The following is an 18094-nucleotide window of genomic DNA, read 5'->3' on the forward strand; positions in this document are numbered from 1 at the left end:
CATGAAGCAAGTTATTTTGTTGACAGGTGCCAGCGGCTTTGTCGGCCAGGCAATTGCACAAGCCTGCCTGCAACAGGAAGTCGAACTGATCTGCCCGACCCGCCAGGCCTTGCAATGGCAGGCAGCACACCTGTCCAATCCCATCATCACCAGCCTGACTGCCAATACCGACTGGTCCACCAGCCTGGCAGGTGTTGATATCGTCATCCATTGCGCGGCCCGTGTACACGTCATGCAGGAAACCGCCACTGACCCTTTACAGTTATTTCGCCAGTTGAATGTGGATGCCAGCCTGAACCTGGCACGCCAGGCCGCAGCGGCGGGGGCCAGGCAATTCATTTACCTGAGCTCAGTCAAGGTGAATGGCGAAGCGACCGAACTTGGTCATCCGTTTACCGCGGACGATCAAGCCGCACCGCAAGATGCGTATGGCATATCCAAGCATGAAGCCGAGCAGGCTTTGCTGGGCCTGGGCCGGCAAACTGGCATGGCCATCACCATCATCCGCCCGCCGCTGGTGTATGGCCCCGGCGTGAAAGCCAATTTTTTAAGCATGCTGCGTATGCTCAGGCGTGGCTTGCCTCTGCCGCTGGGCAGCATCCGCAACCAGCGCAGTTTTGTGTATCTGGGTAACCTGGTCAGCCTGGTCCTGCATTGCCGCCTGCATGAGCAAGCCCGCAACCAGGTGTTTTTGGCTAGCGACGGCAGAGACTTATCGACGACAGAATTGCTGAGCCTGTGTGCGCAAGCCTTGCAGGTAAAGTCCCGGTTGTTTGCTTTTCCGGCCAGCCTGCTGACCCTGGCGGCAAGTATGCTGGGGAAACGGAATGCGGCCGACCGCCTGTGCCAGTCCTTGCAGGTGGATATCAGCAAGACCAGAAACTTGCTGGGCTGGTCGCCCCCGTATACCGTAGAACAAGGCTTGCAGGCGACTGCTGCTGCCATTCCTATTTAATCGCCATTCATTATGTTAAAGCGCCTGTTCGATCTCTTCGTAGCCCTGATTGCCAGCCTGTTTCTGCTGCTACCCCTGGTAGTGGTGGCGGTCTGCGTCAAACTGACTTCACGCGGCCCCATCGTCTACTGGTCAGACCGGGTCGGGCGCAATAATGCCATCTTCAAGATGCCCAAGTTTCGCAGCATGCGCATAGACACACCTGCGGTTGCCACCCATTTACTGAGCAACCCGGATCAGTATCTGACACCCATCGGTTCTTTCCTGCGTAAATCCAGCCTGGATGAATTACCCCAATTGTGGAGCATACTGTGTGGTGACATGAGCTTTGTCGGCCCCCGCCCTGCCCTGTACAATCAGCATGACCTGATCGCCCTGCGCACCGAAAAGCAAGTGCACACCATCCCGCCGGGGCTGACGGGCTGGGCGCAGATCAATGGCAGGGATGAATTGCCGATACCTGTTAAAGTGGATCTGGATGCCTATTACCTGCAACATCAGTCCTTCATGCTGGACCTGCGCATCCTGTTTTTGACGTTTTACAAGGTGGTGCGCCGTGATGGCGTTACTCATTAAGTTGCCCACTAAGTTAGCCACTAAGTTAGCCACTAAGTTAGCCACTAAGTGACCTATTAAGTGCTTATTCCACTGCCCATGCAGTCATTCTTTCAATCATTCATCAGGCGGGCATAACGATCATGATGCAGTCTCTACTGAACCTGCCACGCATACATAAGCAATTGCTGGCTGCCGTAGCAGATGCCATCTGCCTGCCCATGACTTTTGTGCTGGCAGTCTGGTTGCGCTATGACAGCTTCAACGCTGCGCTGTTTAATCATTACTTCTGGCTTATTGTTTCCGTACCCTTCATCGTCATACCGGTATTCATACGTATCGGTCTGTACCGTGCCGTCATCCGCTTTATTGACCAGAAAATCATCAGCGTCGTGGTATTTGGTGTCACCCTGTCTGTGCTGCTGCTGGTCTTTGTCAGCGTCATGCTGCACATTATGCCGCTGTCACGGGCCGTATTTGGTTTCTTCTGGGCCGGTTCCATCCTGTATGTCGGTGCCAGCCGCTTTCTGGCCAGGGCCTGGTTATTGCAGGCCGACATGACAGAAAATGCCACCCGCATCGCCATCTATGGTGCAGGTAAGGCTGGTGCACAACTGGCTACTGCCCTGCGTGCCGGTGGTGAATATGTGTGCGTAGCTTTTATTGATGACAGCAAACCAGTACAAGGTTCGACCATAGGCGGGGTCAAGGTATTTGCACCAGACCAGTTGCCAGCCCTGACCGAACGCCATGAAATCCGCGAGATTTTGCTGGCCATGCCCAGCATCAGCAAAACCAGGCAAAAGCAGGTACTGGACCAGCTGGAACCCCTGAAGCTGAAGATCAAGGTCACCCCATCGATACAAAGCCTGGTCAACGGTGAATTGCGCGTGCAAGACATACGCGAAGTCGAAATTGAAGATCTGCTGGGCCGCGACCAGGTTGAACCAGATACCCGCCTGCTAAGCATCTGTATTAGTGACAAGTGCGTCATGGTGACCGGGGCTGGTGGTTCCATCGGCTCTGAACTATGTCGCCAGATATTACGCCAGCGCCCGGCCAAACTGGTTCTGCTGGAAATGTCGGAATACGCCCTGTATGCGATTGAACAGGAATTGACTGGCCTGCGCCAGCAACTGAAGCTGGATGTGGAAATTTTACCTTTCCTCGGCTCCATACTCGACAGCGCCAAGCTGGACCGCATCTTCACCACTTGTGAAGTCGAAACCCTGTACCACGCCGCTGCCTACAAGCATGTGCCGCTGGTGGAACACAATCCGGCCGAAGGCATACGCAATAATGTGTTTGGCACCCTGTCAGTTGCACAAGCCGCGATGGCGGCCAAGGTCAGAAATTTTGTCTTGATCTCGACTGACAAGGCAGTGCGCCCGACCAACGTCATGGGTGCCACCAAGCGTCTGGCCGAACTGATCTTGCAAGCCTGCTCACGCCGCCAGCAACATACTCGTTTTTGCATGGTGCGTTTTGGGAATGTATTGGGTTCTTCCGGTTCTGTGGTGCCGCTGTTCCGCAAGCAGATCATGGCAGGCGGCCCCATCACCCTGACCCATCCAGAGATCACCCGTTATTTCATGACCATACCCGAAGCCGCCCAACTGGTCTTGCAGGCCGGTGCCATGGGTGAAGGTGGCGATGTGTTTGTGCTGGACATGGGTGAACCCGTGCGCATCATCGACCTCGCGCGCCGCATGGTGCATTTGAGTGGCCTGGAAGTGAAAAGCGAAACCACACCCGACGGCACGATAGAAATCCAGCATGTGGGCTTGCGTCCCGGTGAAAAACTGTATGAAGAATTGCTGATAGGTGACAATGTGGAAGGCACCTCACACCCGCTGATCATGCGTGCGCAAGAGAATGAGTTGCCATGGGATCAACTGAATGCCATGTTGCAAGAATTGCAGGCCGCCTGCAGCGCCTTTGATTATGCGCAAATCCGCGCTTTATTGCTGCAAATAGTGGCAGAATACGAACCACAATGCGGTATTGAAGACCTGATCTGGCAAGCCCAGCAAGCTGGCTCTGAAGATCAGGCCAAAGAAGCCAACACAGGCCTGCTCCACTGAACCTTTTTAATATAGAAAAATAATCATGTCCCTACTCTCCCCCAGCATATTCAAAGCCTACGACATACGCGGCATCATCGATAAAACCCTGGATGCCGAAGTTGCCCACCTGATAGGCCAGGCCTTTGGCAGTGCCGCCATCGCCAAAGGTGAAAAAGCCGTGGTCATCGGTCGCGATGGCCGTTTGTCTGGCCCTGACCTGATTACTGCACTGGCCAAGGGCTTGCAATCCACTGGCGTCGATGTGATTGACCTGGGCGTGGTGGCCACCCCCATGGTGTATTTCGGCACCAATGTGCTGGGTGCCCCGTCCGGCATCATGGTCACCGGCAGCCACAATCCGCCTGACTACAATGGTTTCAAAATGGTACTGGCCGGCGAAGCGATTTATGGCGATGCCATCCAGGCACTGTACCAGACCATACTCAACAAGGATTTCAAACAGGGCAGCGGCAACTACCGCACGCATGACATCAAAGCGGCTTACCTTGAACGCATCATCGGTGACGTCAAAGTTGCCCGCCCATTGAAAATTGCCGTCGATTGCGGCAATGGCGTAGCAGGTGCATTTGCCGGCGAACTGTATCGCGGCATGGGTTGTGAAGTCATCGAACTGTTTTGCGAAGTCGATGGCACCTTCCCTAATCACCATCCTGACCCTGCCCATCCGGAAAACCTGCAAGACCTGATACGCTGCCTGCAAACCACCGATGCAGAAGTCGGCCTGGCTTTTGATGGCGACGGTGACCGCCTTGGTGTCGTCACCAAAGATGGCCAGATCATCTACCCTGACCGCCAGCTCATGCTGTTTGCCGAAGACGTATTGACACGCAACCCTGGCGCGCAGATTTTGTATGACGTCAAATGTACCCGTCATATCGCACCGTGGGTGAAGGCACGCGGTGGTGTACCACTGATGTGGAAAACCGGCCATTCCCTGGTCAAGGCCAAGCTGCGCGAAACCGGCTCACCACTCGGTGGTGAAATGAGCGGCCACATCTTCTTCAAAGACCGCTGGTATGGTTTTGATGACGGCCTGTACGCCGGTGCACGTTTGCTGGAACTGGTCAGCCGCGTGGCCGACATGACAGCCACGCTGAACAACTTGCCGCAATCCACCTCGACACCTGAACTGCAATTGCAACTGGCCGAAGGTGAAAACTTCAAGATCATCGCCGCCATGCAAGCCAATCCGCATTTCCCTGGTTCTGACGAAATCATCACCATCGATGGCTTGCGCGTTGAATACCCGGACGGCTTCGGCCTGGCCCGTTCATCCAACACCACCCCCGTCATCGTCATGCGCTTCGAAGCTGAAACACCTGAAGCAATGGCCCGCATACAGGCGGCCATGAAACAGGCTGTACTGGCAGTCAAGCCAGATGCGAAATTGCCGTATTAACTCTATTTAAACCTGCAAGCTCACCACAGAGGCACGGAGACACAGAGAAAAACAAGAGAAAATCTTTTAAGGTGAGAGTGTTTAGCAAAACTCTTAACGCCTTTAGTTTTTCTCTGTGCCCCCTCTGTGTCTCCGTGCCTCTGTGGTGAGCATTTTGGTCTTCACCGCATTTATCTATCATCGTGAAAATTCTGCTTGTTCGTGTCTCGTCCCTGGGTGATGTGTTGCACAATATGCCCATCGTGGATGACTTGCGTCGCCAGTTTCCGCAGGCGCGTATAGACTGGGTGGTGGAAGAAGCCTATGTGCAATTGGTAAGACTGAATCCCGGTGTCGACCAGGTGTTTCCCTTTGCCCTGCGCCGCTGGCGCAAGAGCCTGGGCCAGGCGACAACGCGGCAAGAGATCATGCACTTCTTTCGCCAGTTACGACAAGAACGCTATGACCTGGTACTCGATACCCAGGGCTTGCTGAAGACCGGCATCATCATGGGCCTGGCCAAGACCGTCAAAGGCGGCAAGAAAGTCGGTCTGGCAAATGGCACCGAAGGTTCAGGCTATGAAGGCATTTCCAGAATCTTCCATGACATCAGCGTACCGGTAGACAAGCACACCCATGCCGTCTTGCGCGGCCGCCTGGTCGCAGCCGCGGCTGGTGGCTACACTGTCAATACGTCCGCCAGCTTTGGCTTGCAGGCACCGGACGTACCCGCTGACCAGCGTGCATGGCTACCAGCTACGCCGTATGCGGTATTCTTTCATGGTACTGCCGGTGCTGCAAAAAAATGGCCACGTGATCACTGGCAAGCCATTGCCAGCAGCTTGCAAGAATATGATTTTCCGATACTGCTGCCTTGGGGTAGCCCGGCAGAAAAAGCCGAGGCCGAGGCCATGGCAGCTATCATGCCAAATGCCACCATCCTGCCTGCGCTAACCATGCAGGCCGCTACCTTGCTGGCGCAAAAGGCGCGTCTTGCGATAGGCGTGGATACAGGACTGACACATATCGCTGCAGCTTATGAAACACCGACCATAGAAATTTATTCTGCTTCGCCGCGCTGGAAGACTGAGGGGAATTGGTCGGACAGGATTATTAATCTTGGGGATAGTGGGCGGGCTGCGACTATTGACGAGGTTCGGGATGCGATTAGCGTACTAATGAAAGCAACTGGAACTTAAGCATTGTCGCCTGACATAAATTAAATTATCCTTCAGTGAATAACCCAGATTTAGTAAGCAAATACACATGAATGCCATCAACGTAATCGCCCCTTACAAATACCTCGATATGTGGGTATTTGATGATGAACGCGTAGGCCTGTTGCAAGAACCTTTCGTCAGCGGTGCCGACACCATGATAGATAGAGTCGTTGCCACAATTCCTGATTCGGAATCAGGTTTCATCATGCTGTTTTCAGAAAACCCATTTCCTGGACACCAGATTAAACTCTCCTGGCGCAGGCCAGACAGCAATGGCAATTGGTACTTTTCAGAAGAGCTGGATATGGAAGGCTGGCTATGTCCTGCCTTGTTCAAATATTTTGAGCAGCCTCCCAAAGAAATTTATGTGCAGGTCAAAGCGAAAAACAATCCGCTTAGAAAGTCCACTTAAGCAAACTCAAATTGACAAGCTAATGCCTGGCAAATTTACCCTGATGCCGCAACAGAATTGGACGTATGAACGGGCTGATCGAAAACATATAATCAGGGTTTTCAATATCAGCTTCAGGCTTGTCAACACTGGACCAGTACCAGACAAGATAAATATGGATGTCTATGTCACGCTCTAGCAAATCCAGAAAATGTTTCCAGGTAATTTGCAGAAAACTCTTGCCTTCATCTATAGCATCCCAAAATGACTGCAACAGCATGGCCATGAGCGTGAATTTTTCATCATGACTTAATTCGCCGCTATCGTAGGCGGCAAGATATTCATCTATCCTGTTTGCATCAGCAACTTCATATGCCCAATCCTGCATACCACGTATATTGGGTAGATTAAAACGTATTGCCAGAGCGTCGATAGCTGCTTTGGTGGAAAAGCGGCAAAGATGGTCAAGGTTTGCATACATGCTTGCTTTAAACATCTTTATCGGAAAATACACTTAATTTGAACGCAGGGGCAAGAGCCGCAATGAAATGGATGACGGCCGGTTTCTTTTGTTATTCATGCCTGGCTTGAATTTGCAAGAGTTCACAAGCTTGATGCTCTCCTCGTTCAATTTCGGGTCAAGTGCCCATTCAAGACTGGTTTTTTCTATAGTACCATCCATGTTCAGACGTACACCAACCACGATACCACGTCCGGGTTCGTCGTCCTTTGCAAGGCTGACAAATTCAGATTTATTGCAGGTATCAGCCAGCACTTCTGGTTTTTTTTCAAGTGAATCTTCAATATGCCAGACGTAATTTGCTCTGGTATAAGTTTTTCCCGTACCGGGATTTTCATAGATTTTGCAGCCTATGATGGTCATCAAAACAGCTTCATCTAAAATCCGCCAGCCACTGCTACGGGATATTTCAGCCATCATCACACGCCCGGCCGAATTCGTACCAAAATCAACCACCGTTTTACCCTCTAAGCCGTAAAGCGTTACGCCTCGTGAATATTCAGGTTTTTTGCAGCGATCAAGCAGAGAAGTTTTTTCTGGGCCAGCGTCCTGAGCTTGGCCAGATTTCTCATTGTTTGCGTCCACCTTTGACTCAGTCTGCGACTGAGCGTTTGCCATTTCGCAACGCAAATTGAACAGAGTCAATAAGACAAAACAGGAAGCAGAGATTTTATTTTTGAGCATTTTTCTTATCAAACATCAATTGAGGACGAAGCAAGACGAGGCGAACAAACGCCTCTCGAAAATGAACTTGATATCAGATTTCCAGTTTCCCAAACGACTTCACCAAATCATCCAGCGATTTCAACTGCGCCAGGAATGGTTCCAGCTTATCCAGTGGCAAGGCACTGGGGCCATCGCATTTGGCATGCGCCGGATCGGGATGTGCTTCCAGGAACAGGCCGGCAAGACCGGTCGCCATGCCTGCACGGGCCAGTTCAACGATTTGTTCGCGACGGCCACCTGAAGCTGCCGCGCCAGCTTCACGCTGTTGCAGGGCGTGGGTGACGTCGAAGATGACGGGCAGGTTGTTGGTGACTTTTTTCATGACGGCAAAGCCCAGCATGTCGACCACCAGGTTATCGTAACCAAAGCAGGTGCCGCGGTCGCAGAGTATCAGTTGATCGTTGCCTGCTTCCCTGAATTTTTCGACGATGTTCTGTACCTGCGAAGGACTGAGAAATTGCGGCTTCTTGATGTTGATGACGCGGCCGGTTTTGGCCAGAGCGACGACGAGGTCGGTCTGGCGCGCCAGGAAAGCCGGCAGTTGCAAGACATCGACCACTTCTGCCACTTGGGTGGCTTGCCATGGTTCGTGCACGTCGGTGATCAGGGGTACGCCGAATTCTGCCTTGATGGCTTCGAATATCTTCAAGCCTTCTTCCAGGCCAGGGCCACGGTAAGAATGAATGGATGAACGATTGGCCTTGTCAAAGCTGGCCTTGAAAACATAGGGGATGCCCAGCTTGCTGGTGACGCGCACGTATTCTTCGGCGACGCGCAAGGCCATGTCTTTGGATTCGAGAACATTCATGCCGCCGAACAGGACGAAGGGGTTGTGGTTGCTGGCCTGAATTTTTGGGGTAATGGCTACGGTAGTCAAGATGATTCCAGTTCTGTAAAAATCAGTCGGGTGTTGTATATTTTTTGGTATCAGCGATGCAGCAGCACTATGATACCCAGCGCAAATAGTCTTGCCATTGAGGGTCAAATTCGCTGCTGATATTAAACTGTAATGAAGCAAATTTCTGTGCCAGTGTATGTGCCTTGGCCACGGCAGTTTCGACATCGCTGACGTGCCAGTTCATGCTGCGCACATTGCCGTGCAAGGTGATCTGGCTGCTGATGCCTTCGTGGGTTTGTGTAAGCAGGGTTTCAAGCTGGTCTTCAAACTCGCGGGCAATTTCCAGGTCGTCTTTATTGTCGAGCGCAACTTCGACTTGCAAGCGCCACAGCATATCTGCCCTGCCGACCAGGGCCATGGCGGATTCATTGCGTTGTACCAGCAGTTTGTCGTCAGGGTCGGTATTGCTGACGAGCTCAAAACCTGTCCATTCATTTTCACCGATGGGGAACAGGGCAGTATGCCTGAGTTCATCGCACCAGAAGCTGTCCAGCACTGGCGGGAAGGTGGACAGACTGACGGTGGTTTGCTCAGGCTTGTCTTCCATGAATTCGACCGGACCTATCTTGATGGCGAAATCATATTCACCAATAGCATGATCAAGCAGGATGAAGGACATGTGTTTGGCATGATCCAGCATGTCTTGCGGTATGGGCTTGCCAAACCAGAGTTGCAAACCTATCCGGCCAGCATCGGCATAATGCCCGACCAGGATATCCGCAGGGCTGAGGGAGAAATTATCCATGGACATGGTCAGGTCTCCCAGTTCGGCACGCGCCCTGAAGGCAATCACGTCGGCAAACAGGTTTAGTGCGGGGGCGGACCTGGTCAGTGCCATGACATCCTGAAAATGCTCGGTCGCGCCGTGGGCAGTGATGATCAAGTCATATTGTCCAGCTTCACCTTCAGCCTTGCCCTGCAATTCTGCTGCCAGGTTGGGGAAATGCGGCTGCAACAGGGCATTGATTGCCTCCATGGCATCACGCGCTTCCAGTTGTTTCAATTGTGGCTGGGCTTTTTCCAGTGCTTGCCAGAATAGGTCAGTGCTCATCTGTTTCATTCCGATTAATGATTTGATTACCATTTTGGGCATAGGATATCATTTTATATGCGCAGTTTTGCCTGCCATGCAGGGAGTGAGGCAGTCAGGCTAATACCATAAGCCAAGTGTAAGCTGACAAAATTATCAATAAATTACGCCACTCCTCGATGAGTCAAGGTCAAGAATAGATAGTCAATGATTTTTTTACAGGTACTCACACTATCAAAATAGCAAAATAAACTGCTTTAATCCGTATTAACACCAAGCAACACATGCACTTCTGAACCCCGTTTTCAGGTATATTCCCTCCTCTTCGCCAACACTCCCCAAGCTTGATGTCTGCTCATCGTAAAAATCTTGATGGTTTTGCCATTTCGCTCATGCTTTTGCTTTGCCTGTGCTGGGGCCTGCAGCAGGTGGCCGTGAAGCTGGCGGCACCGGTGATCAGTGCGGCCATGCAACTGGGATTGCGGTCAGGTATGGCTGCGGTGCTGGTGCTGTTACTGATTTTGCTTAAGAAGATTCCTTTTTCCTTGCGTGACCAGCATGTATTGCCTGGTATTGCTGCCGGGGTCTTGTTTGCGCTTGAGTTTTTATGCATTTCGTTGGGGCTGACCTATACAACGGCCTCGCATATGTCTGTATTTCTGTACACCGCCCCTATTTTTACGGTGCTGGGCTTGCATTGGTTGATCCCTGCCGAGCGTTTGCAGCCTGCGCAATGGCTAGGCATTTTATCGGCATTTGGTGGTGTGGCGATTGCGTTTTCTGGTGCCTTATTTGCGGCATCCAGCAGTAGCCAGCGCGAGGCCAGTGATATGTTGATAGGTGACAGTTTCGGGGTGGTGGCAGCGATATTGTGGTCAGCCACGACCATCACCATACGCAAATCCAGCCTGTCTGAGGCAGAACCAAGCACGACGCTGTTTTATCAGTTGGCAGTCGGTGCTCTGATCTTGCTGGCCTTTGTGTTGCTGCGCGGTGAAAGCCTGCCCAGTCAATGGGATGCAACCAGCCTGGTCAGCCTGCTGTTCCAGACGGTGATTATTGCCTTTGCCAGTTATCTGACCTGGTTCTGGCTGATGCGGCGTTATCTGGCATCGCGTCTTTCTGTATTTTCTTTCCTGACACCCTTGTTTGGCGTGGCTGCCGGTGTCATCCTTATGCACGATCCCATTAGCCCACGCTTTGCGCTGGGTGCAATACTGGTTTGTGGTGGTATTGTATTGGTGAATTTCCGTCGGACATAACCCATGCGTCTTCTTTATTCCCTGGTCTGGGGTTTGTCTTTGCCCTTTGCCCTGTTTCGCCTCTGGTGGCGTGGTCGCCAGGAACCTGGCTATCGTCAGCATATTGCCGAGCGCCTGGGCTTTTATCCGCTCAGTACAAGCATGCCCACCATTTGGGTGCATGCCGTCTCTGCCGGTGAAACCCGCGCGGCCGAACCCCTGATCCGTGCCTTGCTGGCGCGCTGTCCTCATCACCGCATTTTACTGACACACATGACAGCCACAGGGCGTGAAACCGGCGGCAAGTTGTTCGCCGATGTTGGCCCGCGCCTGGATCAGGCATTTTTACCCTATGACATCAACTGGATGATACGGCGTTTCCTGCGGCATTTTTCACCGCAATTATGTGTGCTGATAGAAACCGAAGTCTGGCCTAACCTGATTGCCCAATGTGAATTGCAATCCATACCGGTCACACTGGTGAATGCCCGTCTGTCTGAAAAATCACTGAAGAAGGCACAGCGGCTGGCCACGCTGATATTGCCAGCAGCCCGCGCCATCAGTTGTGTGGCAGCACAATCGAATCCTGATGCCCAGCGCCTGCAAGAACTGGGCATAGAGCGCCCTGGTGTCACCGGCAACATGAAGTTTGATGTGACACCACCACCTTTGATGGCAGAGCGTGGCGCTGCCCTGCGCCGTAGCTTTGGCGAACGCCAGGTGATCCTGTGTGCCAGCACCCGCGACGGCGAAGAAGAATTGATACTGCAAGCCTTTGTCGAACAGATTCCGCTGTTGCAGACCAATCCCCTGCTGATCATTACGCCACGTCACCCACAAAGATTTGACCAGGTCGCCAGCATGCTGGAAGCGCGCGGCATCAACTATGTACGCCGCTCTACATTGAACCACGAAGAAATTGCCCCCATCACCACAGATGTGCAGGTTTTACTGGGTGACAGCATGGGCGAAATGTATATGTATTACGCTGCCTGCGATATCGCCTTTGTCGGCGGCAGCCTGGTGGCGCTGGGCGGGCACAATCTGATTGAGGCCTGCGCCATGGGCAAACCCGTATTGACGGGCACCCACACTTTCAATTTTTCTGAAATCACTGATCAGGCGATTGCCTGCGGTGCGGCTTTCAGGGTGGATGGTGCACTGAGTTTATTCCGGCAAGCGCATGCCCTGCTGGCTGATCAGCAGCAGCGGCAACGCATGGGAGAAGCCGCGTACGCATTCTTCCTGCAACATCAAGGTGCCACGGCGCGTACCATGCACCTGCTGGAACCGTATTTATAAATCAGGTCTTCACTCTGGTGTAGGCGGTGTAATTGATGTCAAAATCTGCACTGCCGCCTCAAATTCAAATGCCTTTAACGCACGTTCCAGTGCATCAGCCTGTGCACCTGCCAGCGTACGCAGGCTGTTGCGATGGTTCTGGAAGTAATCCAAAGCCTCGCTGTCTGAATCCTTCAGATAATTGCTGAGTGTCGCCAGCAAGGCTTGTGTATCGGCTTCATTTTCCACCGCGCTGCCGGACACTTTGTCGATCACGTCGTCCGCCGCCACCGGCCCGGACAAGGCCAGTTGCAAATCGCTGATCAATTTTGCGCTGGCATCAGTAAATCTTTGCAGCAGGTTGCTATCTTCGCTGGATTTTTCTATCGCCAGCTCCAGCTCCGTTGCCACAGCGGCCAGCTCTACCGCACCGATATTGCCGGCGGCACCGCGCATGGTATGGGCTTCGCGTTCGGCAGAAATGCGGTCACCTTTTTCCAAGTGGGCGCGAATTTTCTCTGGTGTCGCAGCGGCCGTGTCTATGAACAATTGCAGCAAGCGCTGGTATAAGTCCATATTCTGGCCACAGCGGCGCAAGGCTGATTTCACATCCACACCGGGGATTTCAAGCTCGACCGTATTCTCTACCGGCCTGACGGGGACTTCATTGATACTCACCGGGACCGAACTGGTCCTTGGCATGCGTTGCCCGCTCCAGCGCGCCAGGGTATCAAAGAAACTGTCCGGGTTGATCGGTTTGGCGATATGGTCATTCATGCCGGTATCCAGGCAGCGCTGTTTTTCTTCGTTCATGGCATGGGCTGTCATGGCGATGATAGGCAAATCCAGCCATTCAGGATAAGAGCGAATCACGGTCGTGGCAGCATAGCCATCCATTTCCGGCATTTGCAAATCCATCAGTACGATATCAAATTCGGCCTTGTTGAGCTTATCAATGGCGATGCGCCCATTGTCTGCCACTTCAACGATGATGCCGGCTTCGTGCATGAGTTCGGCTGCAATTTGCTGGTTGATCTGGTTATCTTCCACCAGTAATACGCGCAGGCCGTCAAACCGGTTTTCGCGCCCTGGCATGGCAGCAAGCTGGGTCGGGTCATTCGAATACCGGCGGCTCAGGCATTGCAGGCTCTCTATCAGGCCCGGCATGCCGATCGGTTTGGACAGATAGGCAACCGGGGCATGGACAGTATTGAGCATGCCGGCTTCATCAAAACCCATATTGGTGAGCATGATGATATCGGGTGCCTGCCCGACATTTGCGGCATGGATAGCCTCGGCAGTTTCGGCGCCATTCATGTCTGGCATCTGGGCATCGAGCAACACCAGTTCATAGGCCTGGCCTGTGGTTCTGGCGTCTTCCAGCATCTGCAATGCCTGTTTGCCGCTGCTCGCTGCATCTGGCGTCAAGCCCAGTTGCTGACAGAGTTTGACCAGATGCTGGCGCGCCTCATTATGGTCATCCACGACCAGTACATGCAGGCCAGCCAAAGCCAGCACGACAGCAGTACGAACATCATGGGGTGGTGATTTGGCATGTTCAAACCAGCAGGTAAAATGGAAACTGCTGCCCACGCCGACCTGGCTTTCTACCCAGATATCGCCTCCCATCAATTCCACCAGGTGTCGCGAAATGGTCAGCCCCAGCCCGGTACCACCATATTTGCGGGTGGTGGAACTGTCGGCCTGGGTAAATGCCTTGAACAGGTTTTGTTGCTGTTCATCCGTCATGCCAACGCCGGTGTCACGCACGGTGAATTGCAACTGCACCTGGTCGGCAGATGACTTGATCTGCTTGACCATGATCACCACCACGCCATGGTCAGTAAACTTGATGGCATTGTTGACCAGGTTGGTGACGACCTGGCCCAGGCGCAAAGGGTCGCCCTGCAGATTCGCCGGCACTGATACGTCGATATCAAATACCAGTTCTATGTCTTTTTCTGCCACCTTATGGCTGACGATGGTGGCAACGTCATTGATCACATCGGTCAATACAAATTCTGCCGATTCGATATCCAGCTTGCCGGCCTCGATCTTGGAAAAATCCAGGATGTCATTCACCACCCCTAACAGGGAGGTGCCGGCATTGTGGATTTTATCGATATAGTCGCGCTGCTTGACGCTGAGTGCAGTTTTCTTGGCCAGGTGAGAAAGCCCGATAATTGCATTCATGGGCGTGCGTATTTCATGGCTCATATTCGCCAGGAAATAGGATTTGGCAATGGTTGCCTGTTCGGCCTGTTCCTTGGCTTCACGCAATTCATTTTTTTGCAGATAGGTTTCGGTTTCATCAATCCAGAAACCATTCCATATCCATTCGCCATTCATGTATTTGGGGTCCACCGTTTGCGCCCGCAACCAGCGTATCTGGCCGTTCACCAAAATACGCTGGTGGAAATTGCCTGCCGTCCGGGTATCGACGGCGATTTTGGCTTGCTCTTCTGAGGCCTCGCGGTCTTCTTCCACCGTGGTTTGCCAGCGTGCAGTCTTATCTGCGATGATGGCTTTGGCGGTGACGCCCAGCACATTTTCCACGTTCTCGCTGACGTAGGCATATTCCCTTTGGCCATCTGGCAACTCGCGGAACTGGAACACCGACAAGGGCAAGGCAAACGTGAGGTCATTCAGGCGCTTGCGTTCGTCATCAGCTTCAGCAGTTCTTTGCCGGACCAGATCTTCCAGCAAAGCCTGCTGGCGCGAGAAACGTCTGACGCGCATGCGGTACACCAGATAAATCAGTGCCAGCAACAGGACAGTGGCTGCCAGACGGAAGCGCCATTCCATCCAGAAGGGCGGGGTGATGGTAATGAGCAGGCTGGCCCCGCCTTCATTCCAGTCACCATCCTTGGTAGCTGCCCTGGTCCTGAAAATATACTCGCCAGGTTCCAGATTGGTATAGTTGGCTGAGCGGTGACTGGCTTCTGCCATCACCCAGTCTTCATCAAAGCCATCCAGTTTATAGGCATAGCGGTAATGCATGGGGTCGGCAAAATTCAGGGCCGCGAATTCTATCGAAATGACGTTTTGCCGGTAACTGAGCGTGATTGCCCTGGCATCCGAAATATTACCCTTCAGGGTAACGCCTTCCGGCAACTTGCCGCCGCGCACCGATTGATTGAAAATCAGGAAGTCGGTAATGGTGGTGGTGGGTGAAACAGTCTTGTCACGTATCGATTCCGGATAAAACCAGGCCAGCCCCTGGAAGCCACCAAAATACAGGGCACCATCAGCATCGCGGAAACTGGCACCTACGGTGTAGGTGCCGTCAATCAGGCCATCATCTGCCGAATATTTTTTCAGCGTACGGCGGTCAGCTCCCAGCTTGTACAAACCACCGTCGGTGCTGACCCACAGATTACCGGCTTTGTCTTCGGCAAACCCGGCCGTGGCATCATTGCCCAACATGCCGCTGTAACGGAAGAAACTGACGGTGCCATCGCCGGCGACAACCATGCGATTGAGGCCGCTGGCGGTTCCCACCCAGAGACTGCCGCTGCTGTCTTCAAATACCGCATACACACGACTATGGCTGAGAGTGCTGCCATCACCCGGATTATGCCGGTAGTGGGTGAAATGCCCGGTCTGCATGTCGAGTTTATCAAGCCCTCCGAAAGTGCCTGCCCACAGTTGCCCATGACGATCAAACAGCAGCGATACCACCCGCCCATGACTGAGGCTGTCGGGGTCTTTGGGATCATGCATGTACCGGTGGAACTTGCCAGTCTTTGCATCCAACCGGTTTAGTCCGTCGTCACTGGCCACCCACAAATTACCGGCACGGTCATAAGTGAAGGAATGCACGATATTCGAACTGAGGCTGTCGGGATTGCGCGGATCATTCTGGAAATGCCGGGCACGCTCGCTGACCGGATCAAACAGATTCAGGCCATCTTGCGTACCCACCCACAATTTCGCATCCGGTGTCAGTTGCAGCGCCCTGATCTTGCTATTGGTGATGCTGTATGGCTGCGCCGCCTGGTGCTGATACACCTTGATCTGGCCTGTGGCCTTGTCCAGTCGGTTCAAACCACTGCCAGTGCCTATCCAGATATGCCCATTGTCGCCAGTGATGGCAGAGACGGTATTGTTGCTCAGGGTTTTGGGTTCGCCAGGCAGATGCAACATGCGCTCAAAACCGCCACTGAACAGATTGGTACGACTGGCCCCACCCAGCCAGGTACCTACCCACAGGGTGCCTGAACGGTCTTGCAACAAACGGGTAACGCGGTTGTCTGCCAAACTATGGCGGTCACTGGCGTGATGGCGGTAAGATGAAAATCTGCCGGATGCCTGATCCCAACGTTTAAGGCCGTCATCAGTGCCGACCCAGACCACACCATCCTTGTCTTCCAGTATGGACGACACCGGGCCAGGCTCCAAACCTTCATGTTCGCTGAAGCGGTGTTTCGCAGCCCTGTCCCTGCCCCATATTTCCAAGCCCGCCAGCGACGCTATCCAGATGTTGTCCTGGCGATCCACCAGGATACTCTGCACGGCATTGCGACGCGGATCAGCACGCTTGTCGTTATCGAAGCGAAAATTCTGGAAGCTAGACTTGTCCTTCGCCATCAGGCTGACGCCTGCATTGCTGCCTATCCACAAATTGCCATCGGCATCGTAGGCCAGGGTATTGACCTGATCACTGGCGATACTGGTATCGTCCTTGTCATCATGGCGCATGCTGAGAGAACGTCCGGTATCAGGATCAAAATGCGTCAGCCCGTCACCCGTTGCCAGCCACAAGCCTGCCGCCCCGTCACCTACGATGGCCTGAATCTGACTGCCGGCAGAACTGCGAATATCGATGGCATCACGCCGGTACCTGACCATGCTTTCGGTTGCAGGGTCGTAACGGTGCAGGCCACCGCTGCGCGTGCCTACCCACATGCGGCCTTTATTGTCTTCATACAGGGCCCACACCCAGTTATCTGCCAGACTATTGGGCCGGCCCGGTTCATGTCGGAAAAAGATAACCTTGGTACCGTCATAGCGATGCAAGCCGCCCTGGGTACCGAACCACATATAACCTTGCCGGTCTTGCAACATGGATTGTATGGATTCGTGCTGAAAACCCTGCTCACGCCCCACCTGGTCAAAACGCAGGCTTTGTATGCTGGCCGCATGGGTATCAGAAAAGCAGCAGGTCGCGATGATCGCGAGAAAGAAAACGCAGTGGGACAATAATTGACGGTAGGTAAACAGGGTAGCCAATTGCGGTAGCCTCATTGTGCGCTCTCTTGTACTTAAACCATCTGCCAATGGTTACTGCCTGGAATATTGTAAACGAGAAGTATATGTTATTCAGCAGCATGAAAAACACCTGATTGCCTCATAAATAATATTTTTGCTTGAACAGGTCAAGCTTAAAACGAAATCTGCTTGGCAGGCCTTGATATCCTTGTTGCATAAAAGAAAATTCGTCTATTTATCTGGCGGCCAAGGCAGACAATCAATCAACTTCTGGCAACTTCAAGATAAGGCAAACTTTGCTCTGTCTTGCCATGGGCCATATGCGTAAATCAGGCTTTTGCCGTCGTAGAACCTGTTTACGATCTGTAGCGAGCGTGCGTCAGCGGGGTGAAGAGCAGCGCAAAAAGCGGAATGTACTTTAGTACATGAGCATTTTGAGCAGCGCATGAGCCCCGATCACGCTCGCGCAGTAAGATCGCAAACAGGTTCTTACTAAAAATTCACGAAAAAGGAACGAGCTTATTACACGTCAAGGAAATAAAAAACCGCAGGGGTTTATAATAAGCGCTTCAGTTTGGGAAGATGGGCTGTTTTTGAGTTG

The 18094-nt window shown here is 52.9% G+C and carries 13 protein-coding genes; 8 read left to right on the top strand and 5 right to left on the bottom strand.

From position 1 onward, the window contains the following. The first annotated feature begins 1 nt into the window (after position 1). From ACO0LM_RS14120 to ACO0LM_RS14145, 6 genes are all read left to right on the top strand, one after another. Positions 2 to 955: an NAD-dependent epimerase/dehydratase family protein gene (locus ACO0LM_RS14120; protein WP_423037923.1), complete on the top strand. Its 954-nt coding sequence runs from the start codon at positions 2 to 4 to the stop codon at positions 953 to 955. A gap of 12 nt (positions 956 to 967) precedes the next feature. Further along, positions 968 to 1531: a sugar transferase gene (locus ACO0LM_RS14125; RefSeq protein ID WP_423037924.1), complete on the top strand. Its 564-nt coding sequence runs from the start codon at positions 968 to 970 to the stop codon at positions 1529 to 1531. A 125-nt stretch (positions 1532 to 1656) separates the two neighbouring features. Further along, complete coding sequence (locus tag ACO0LM_RS14130; protein WP_423037971.1) at positions 1657 to 3594, top strand: polysaccharide biosynthesis protein; 1938 nt, start codon at positions 1657 to 1659, stop codon at positions 3592 to 3594. 25 nt (positions 3595 to 3619) lie between these two features. Further along, positions 3620 to 4996 (top strand): phosphomannomutase/phosphoglucomutase, encoded by a 1377-nt coding sequence (locus ACO0LM_RS14135; RefSeq protein ID WP_423037925.1) that lies wholly within the window; start codon positions 3620 to 3622, stop codon positions 4994 to 4996. 182 nt (positions 4997 to 5178) lie between these two features. Next, a complete protein-coding gene (gene waaC, locus ACO0LM_RS14140) occupies positions 5179 to 6174 on the top strand; it encodes a lipopolysaccharide heptosyltransferase I (RefSeq protein ID WP_423037926.1) in 996 nt (331 codons plus the stop codon). A 67-nt stretch (positions 6175 to 6241) separates the two neighbouring features. Next, positions 6242 to 6607, top strand: coding sequence for a DUF6717 family protein (locus ACO0LM_RS14145; RefSeq protein ID WP_423037927.1), 366 nt, complete (start codon positions 6242 to 6244; stop codon positions 6605 to 6607). Between the two features lie 19 nt (positions 6608 to 6626). Here the strand turns inward: ACO0LM_RS14145 and ACO0LM_RS14150 are convergent, their stop codons facing one another. The 4 genes from ACO0LM_RS14150 to ACO0LM_RS14165 form a co-directional block, all read right to left on the bottom strand. Next, complete coding sequence (locus tag ACO0LM_RS14150; protein ID WP_423037928.1) at positions 6627 to 7067, bottom strand: hypothetical protein; 441 nt, start codon at positions 7065 to 7067, stop codon at positions 6627 to 6629. A 33-nt stretch (positions 7068 to 7100) separates the two neighbouring features. Continuing rightward, positions 7101 to 7790: an energy transducer TonB gene (locus ACO0LM_RS14155; protein ID WP_423037929.1), complete on the bottom strand. Its 690-nt coding sequence runs from the start codon at positions 7788 to 7790 to the stop codon at positions 7101 to 7103. 73 nt (positions 7791 to 7863) lie between these two features. Beyond that, entirely contained in the window at positions 7864 to 8709 is an 846-nt protein-coding gene (gene kdsA / locus ACO0LM_RS14160; protein WP_423037930.1) for a 3-deoxy-8-phosphooctulonate synthase, read from the bottom strand. A gap of 67 nt (positions 8710 to 8776) precedes the next feature. Next, positions 8777 to 9781 (bottom strand): hypothetical protein, encoded by a 1005-nt coding sequence (locus ACO0LM_RS14165; protein WP_423037931.1) that lies wholly within the window; start codon positions 9779 to 9781, stop codon positions 8777 to 8779. Positions 9782 to 10107: 326 nt separating this feature from the next. Between ACO0LM_RS14165 and ACO0LM_RS14170 the strand changes: the two genes are divergently transcribed. Beyond that, positions 10108 to 11022, top strand: a complete 915-nt coding sequence (locus ACO0LM_RS14170) for a DMT family transporter (RefSeq protein ID WP_423037932.1) — start codon at positions 10108 to 10110, stop codon at positions 11020 to 11022. Positions 11023 to 11025: 3 nt separating this feature from the next. Further along, positions 11026 to 12303, top strand: coding sequence for a lipid IV(A) 3-deoxy-D-manno-octulosonic acid transferase (gene waaA / locus ACO0LM_RS14175; RefSeq protein ID WP_423037933.1), 1278 nt, complete (start codon positions 11026 to 11028; stop codon positions 12301 to 12303). 9 nt (positions 12304 to 12312) lie between these two features. Here waaA and ACO0LM_RS14180 read toward each other — a convergent pair whose 3' ends face one another. After that, a complete protein-coding gene (locus ACO0LM_RS14180; RefSeq protein WP_423037934.1) occupies positions 12313 to 17529 on the bottom strand; it encodes a two-component regulator propeller domain-containing protein in 5217 nt (1738 codons plus the stop codon). Positions 17530 to 18094: the final 565 nt, after the last annotated feature.

The organism is Undibacterium sp. Di26W (genome assembly GCF_049340265.1).
Taxonomy (GTDB): domain Bacteria; phylum Pseudomonadota; class Gammaproteobacteria; order Burkholderiales; family Burkholderiaceae_D; genus Undibacterium.

Bases quoted from the DNA above. Each gene is read 5' to 3' on its own strand.
- ACO0LM_RS14120 (WP_423037923.1), top strand. From the start codon at position 2: ATGAAGCAAGTTATTTTGTTGACAGGTGCCAGCGGCTTTGTCGGCCAG.
- ACO0LM_RS14125 (WP_423037924.1), top strand. From the start codon at position 968: ATGTTAAAGCGCCTGTTCGATCTCTTCGTAGCCCTGATTGCCAGCCTG.
- ACO0LM_RS14130 (WP_423037971.1), top strand. From the start codon at position 1,657: ATGCAGTCTCTACTGAACCTGCCACGCATACATAAGCAATTGCTGGCT.
- ACO0LM_RS14135 (WP_423037925.1), top strand. From the start codon at position 3,620: ATGTCCCTACTCTCCCCCAGCATATTCAAAGCCTACGACATACGCGGC.
- ACO0LM_RS14145 (WP_423037927.1), top strand. From the start codon at position 6,242: ATGAATGCCATCAACGTAATCGCCCCTTACAAATACCTCGATATGTGG.
- ACO0LM_RS14150 (WP_423037928.1), bottom strand. From the start codon at position 7,067: ATGTATGCAAACCTTGACCATCTTTGCCGCTTTTCCACCAAAGCAGCT.
- ACO0LM_RS14155 (WP_423037929.1), bottom strand. From the start codon at position 7,790: ATGCTCAAAAATAAAATCTCTGCTTCCTGTTTTGTCTTATTGACTCTG.
- ACO0LM_RS14165 (WP_423037931.1), bottom strand. From the start codon at position 9,781: ATGAGCACTGACCTATTCTGGCAAGCACTGGAAAAAGCCCAGCCACAA.
- ACO0LM_RS14170 (WP_423037932.1), top strand. From the start codon at position 10,108: ATGTCTGCTCATCGTAAAAATCTTGATGGTTTTGCCATTTCGCTCATG.
- waaA (WP_423037933.1), top strand. From the start codon at position 11,026: ATGCGTCTTCTTTATTCCCTGGTCTGGGGTTTGTCTTTGCCCTTTGCC.
- ACO0LM_RS14180 (WP_423037934.1), bottom strand. From the start codon at position 17,529: ATGAGGCTACCGCAATTGGCTACCCTGTTTACCTACCGTCAATTATTG.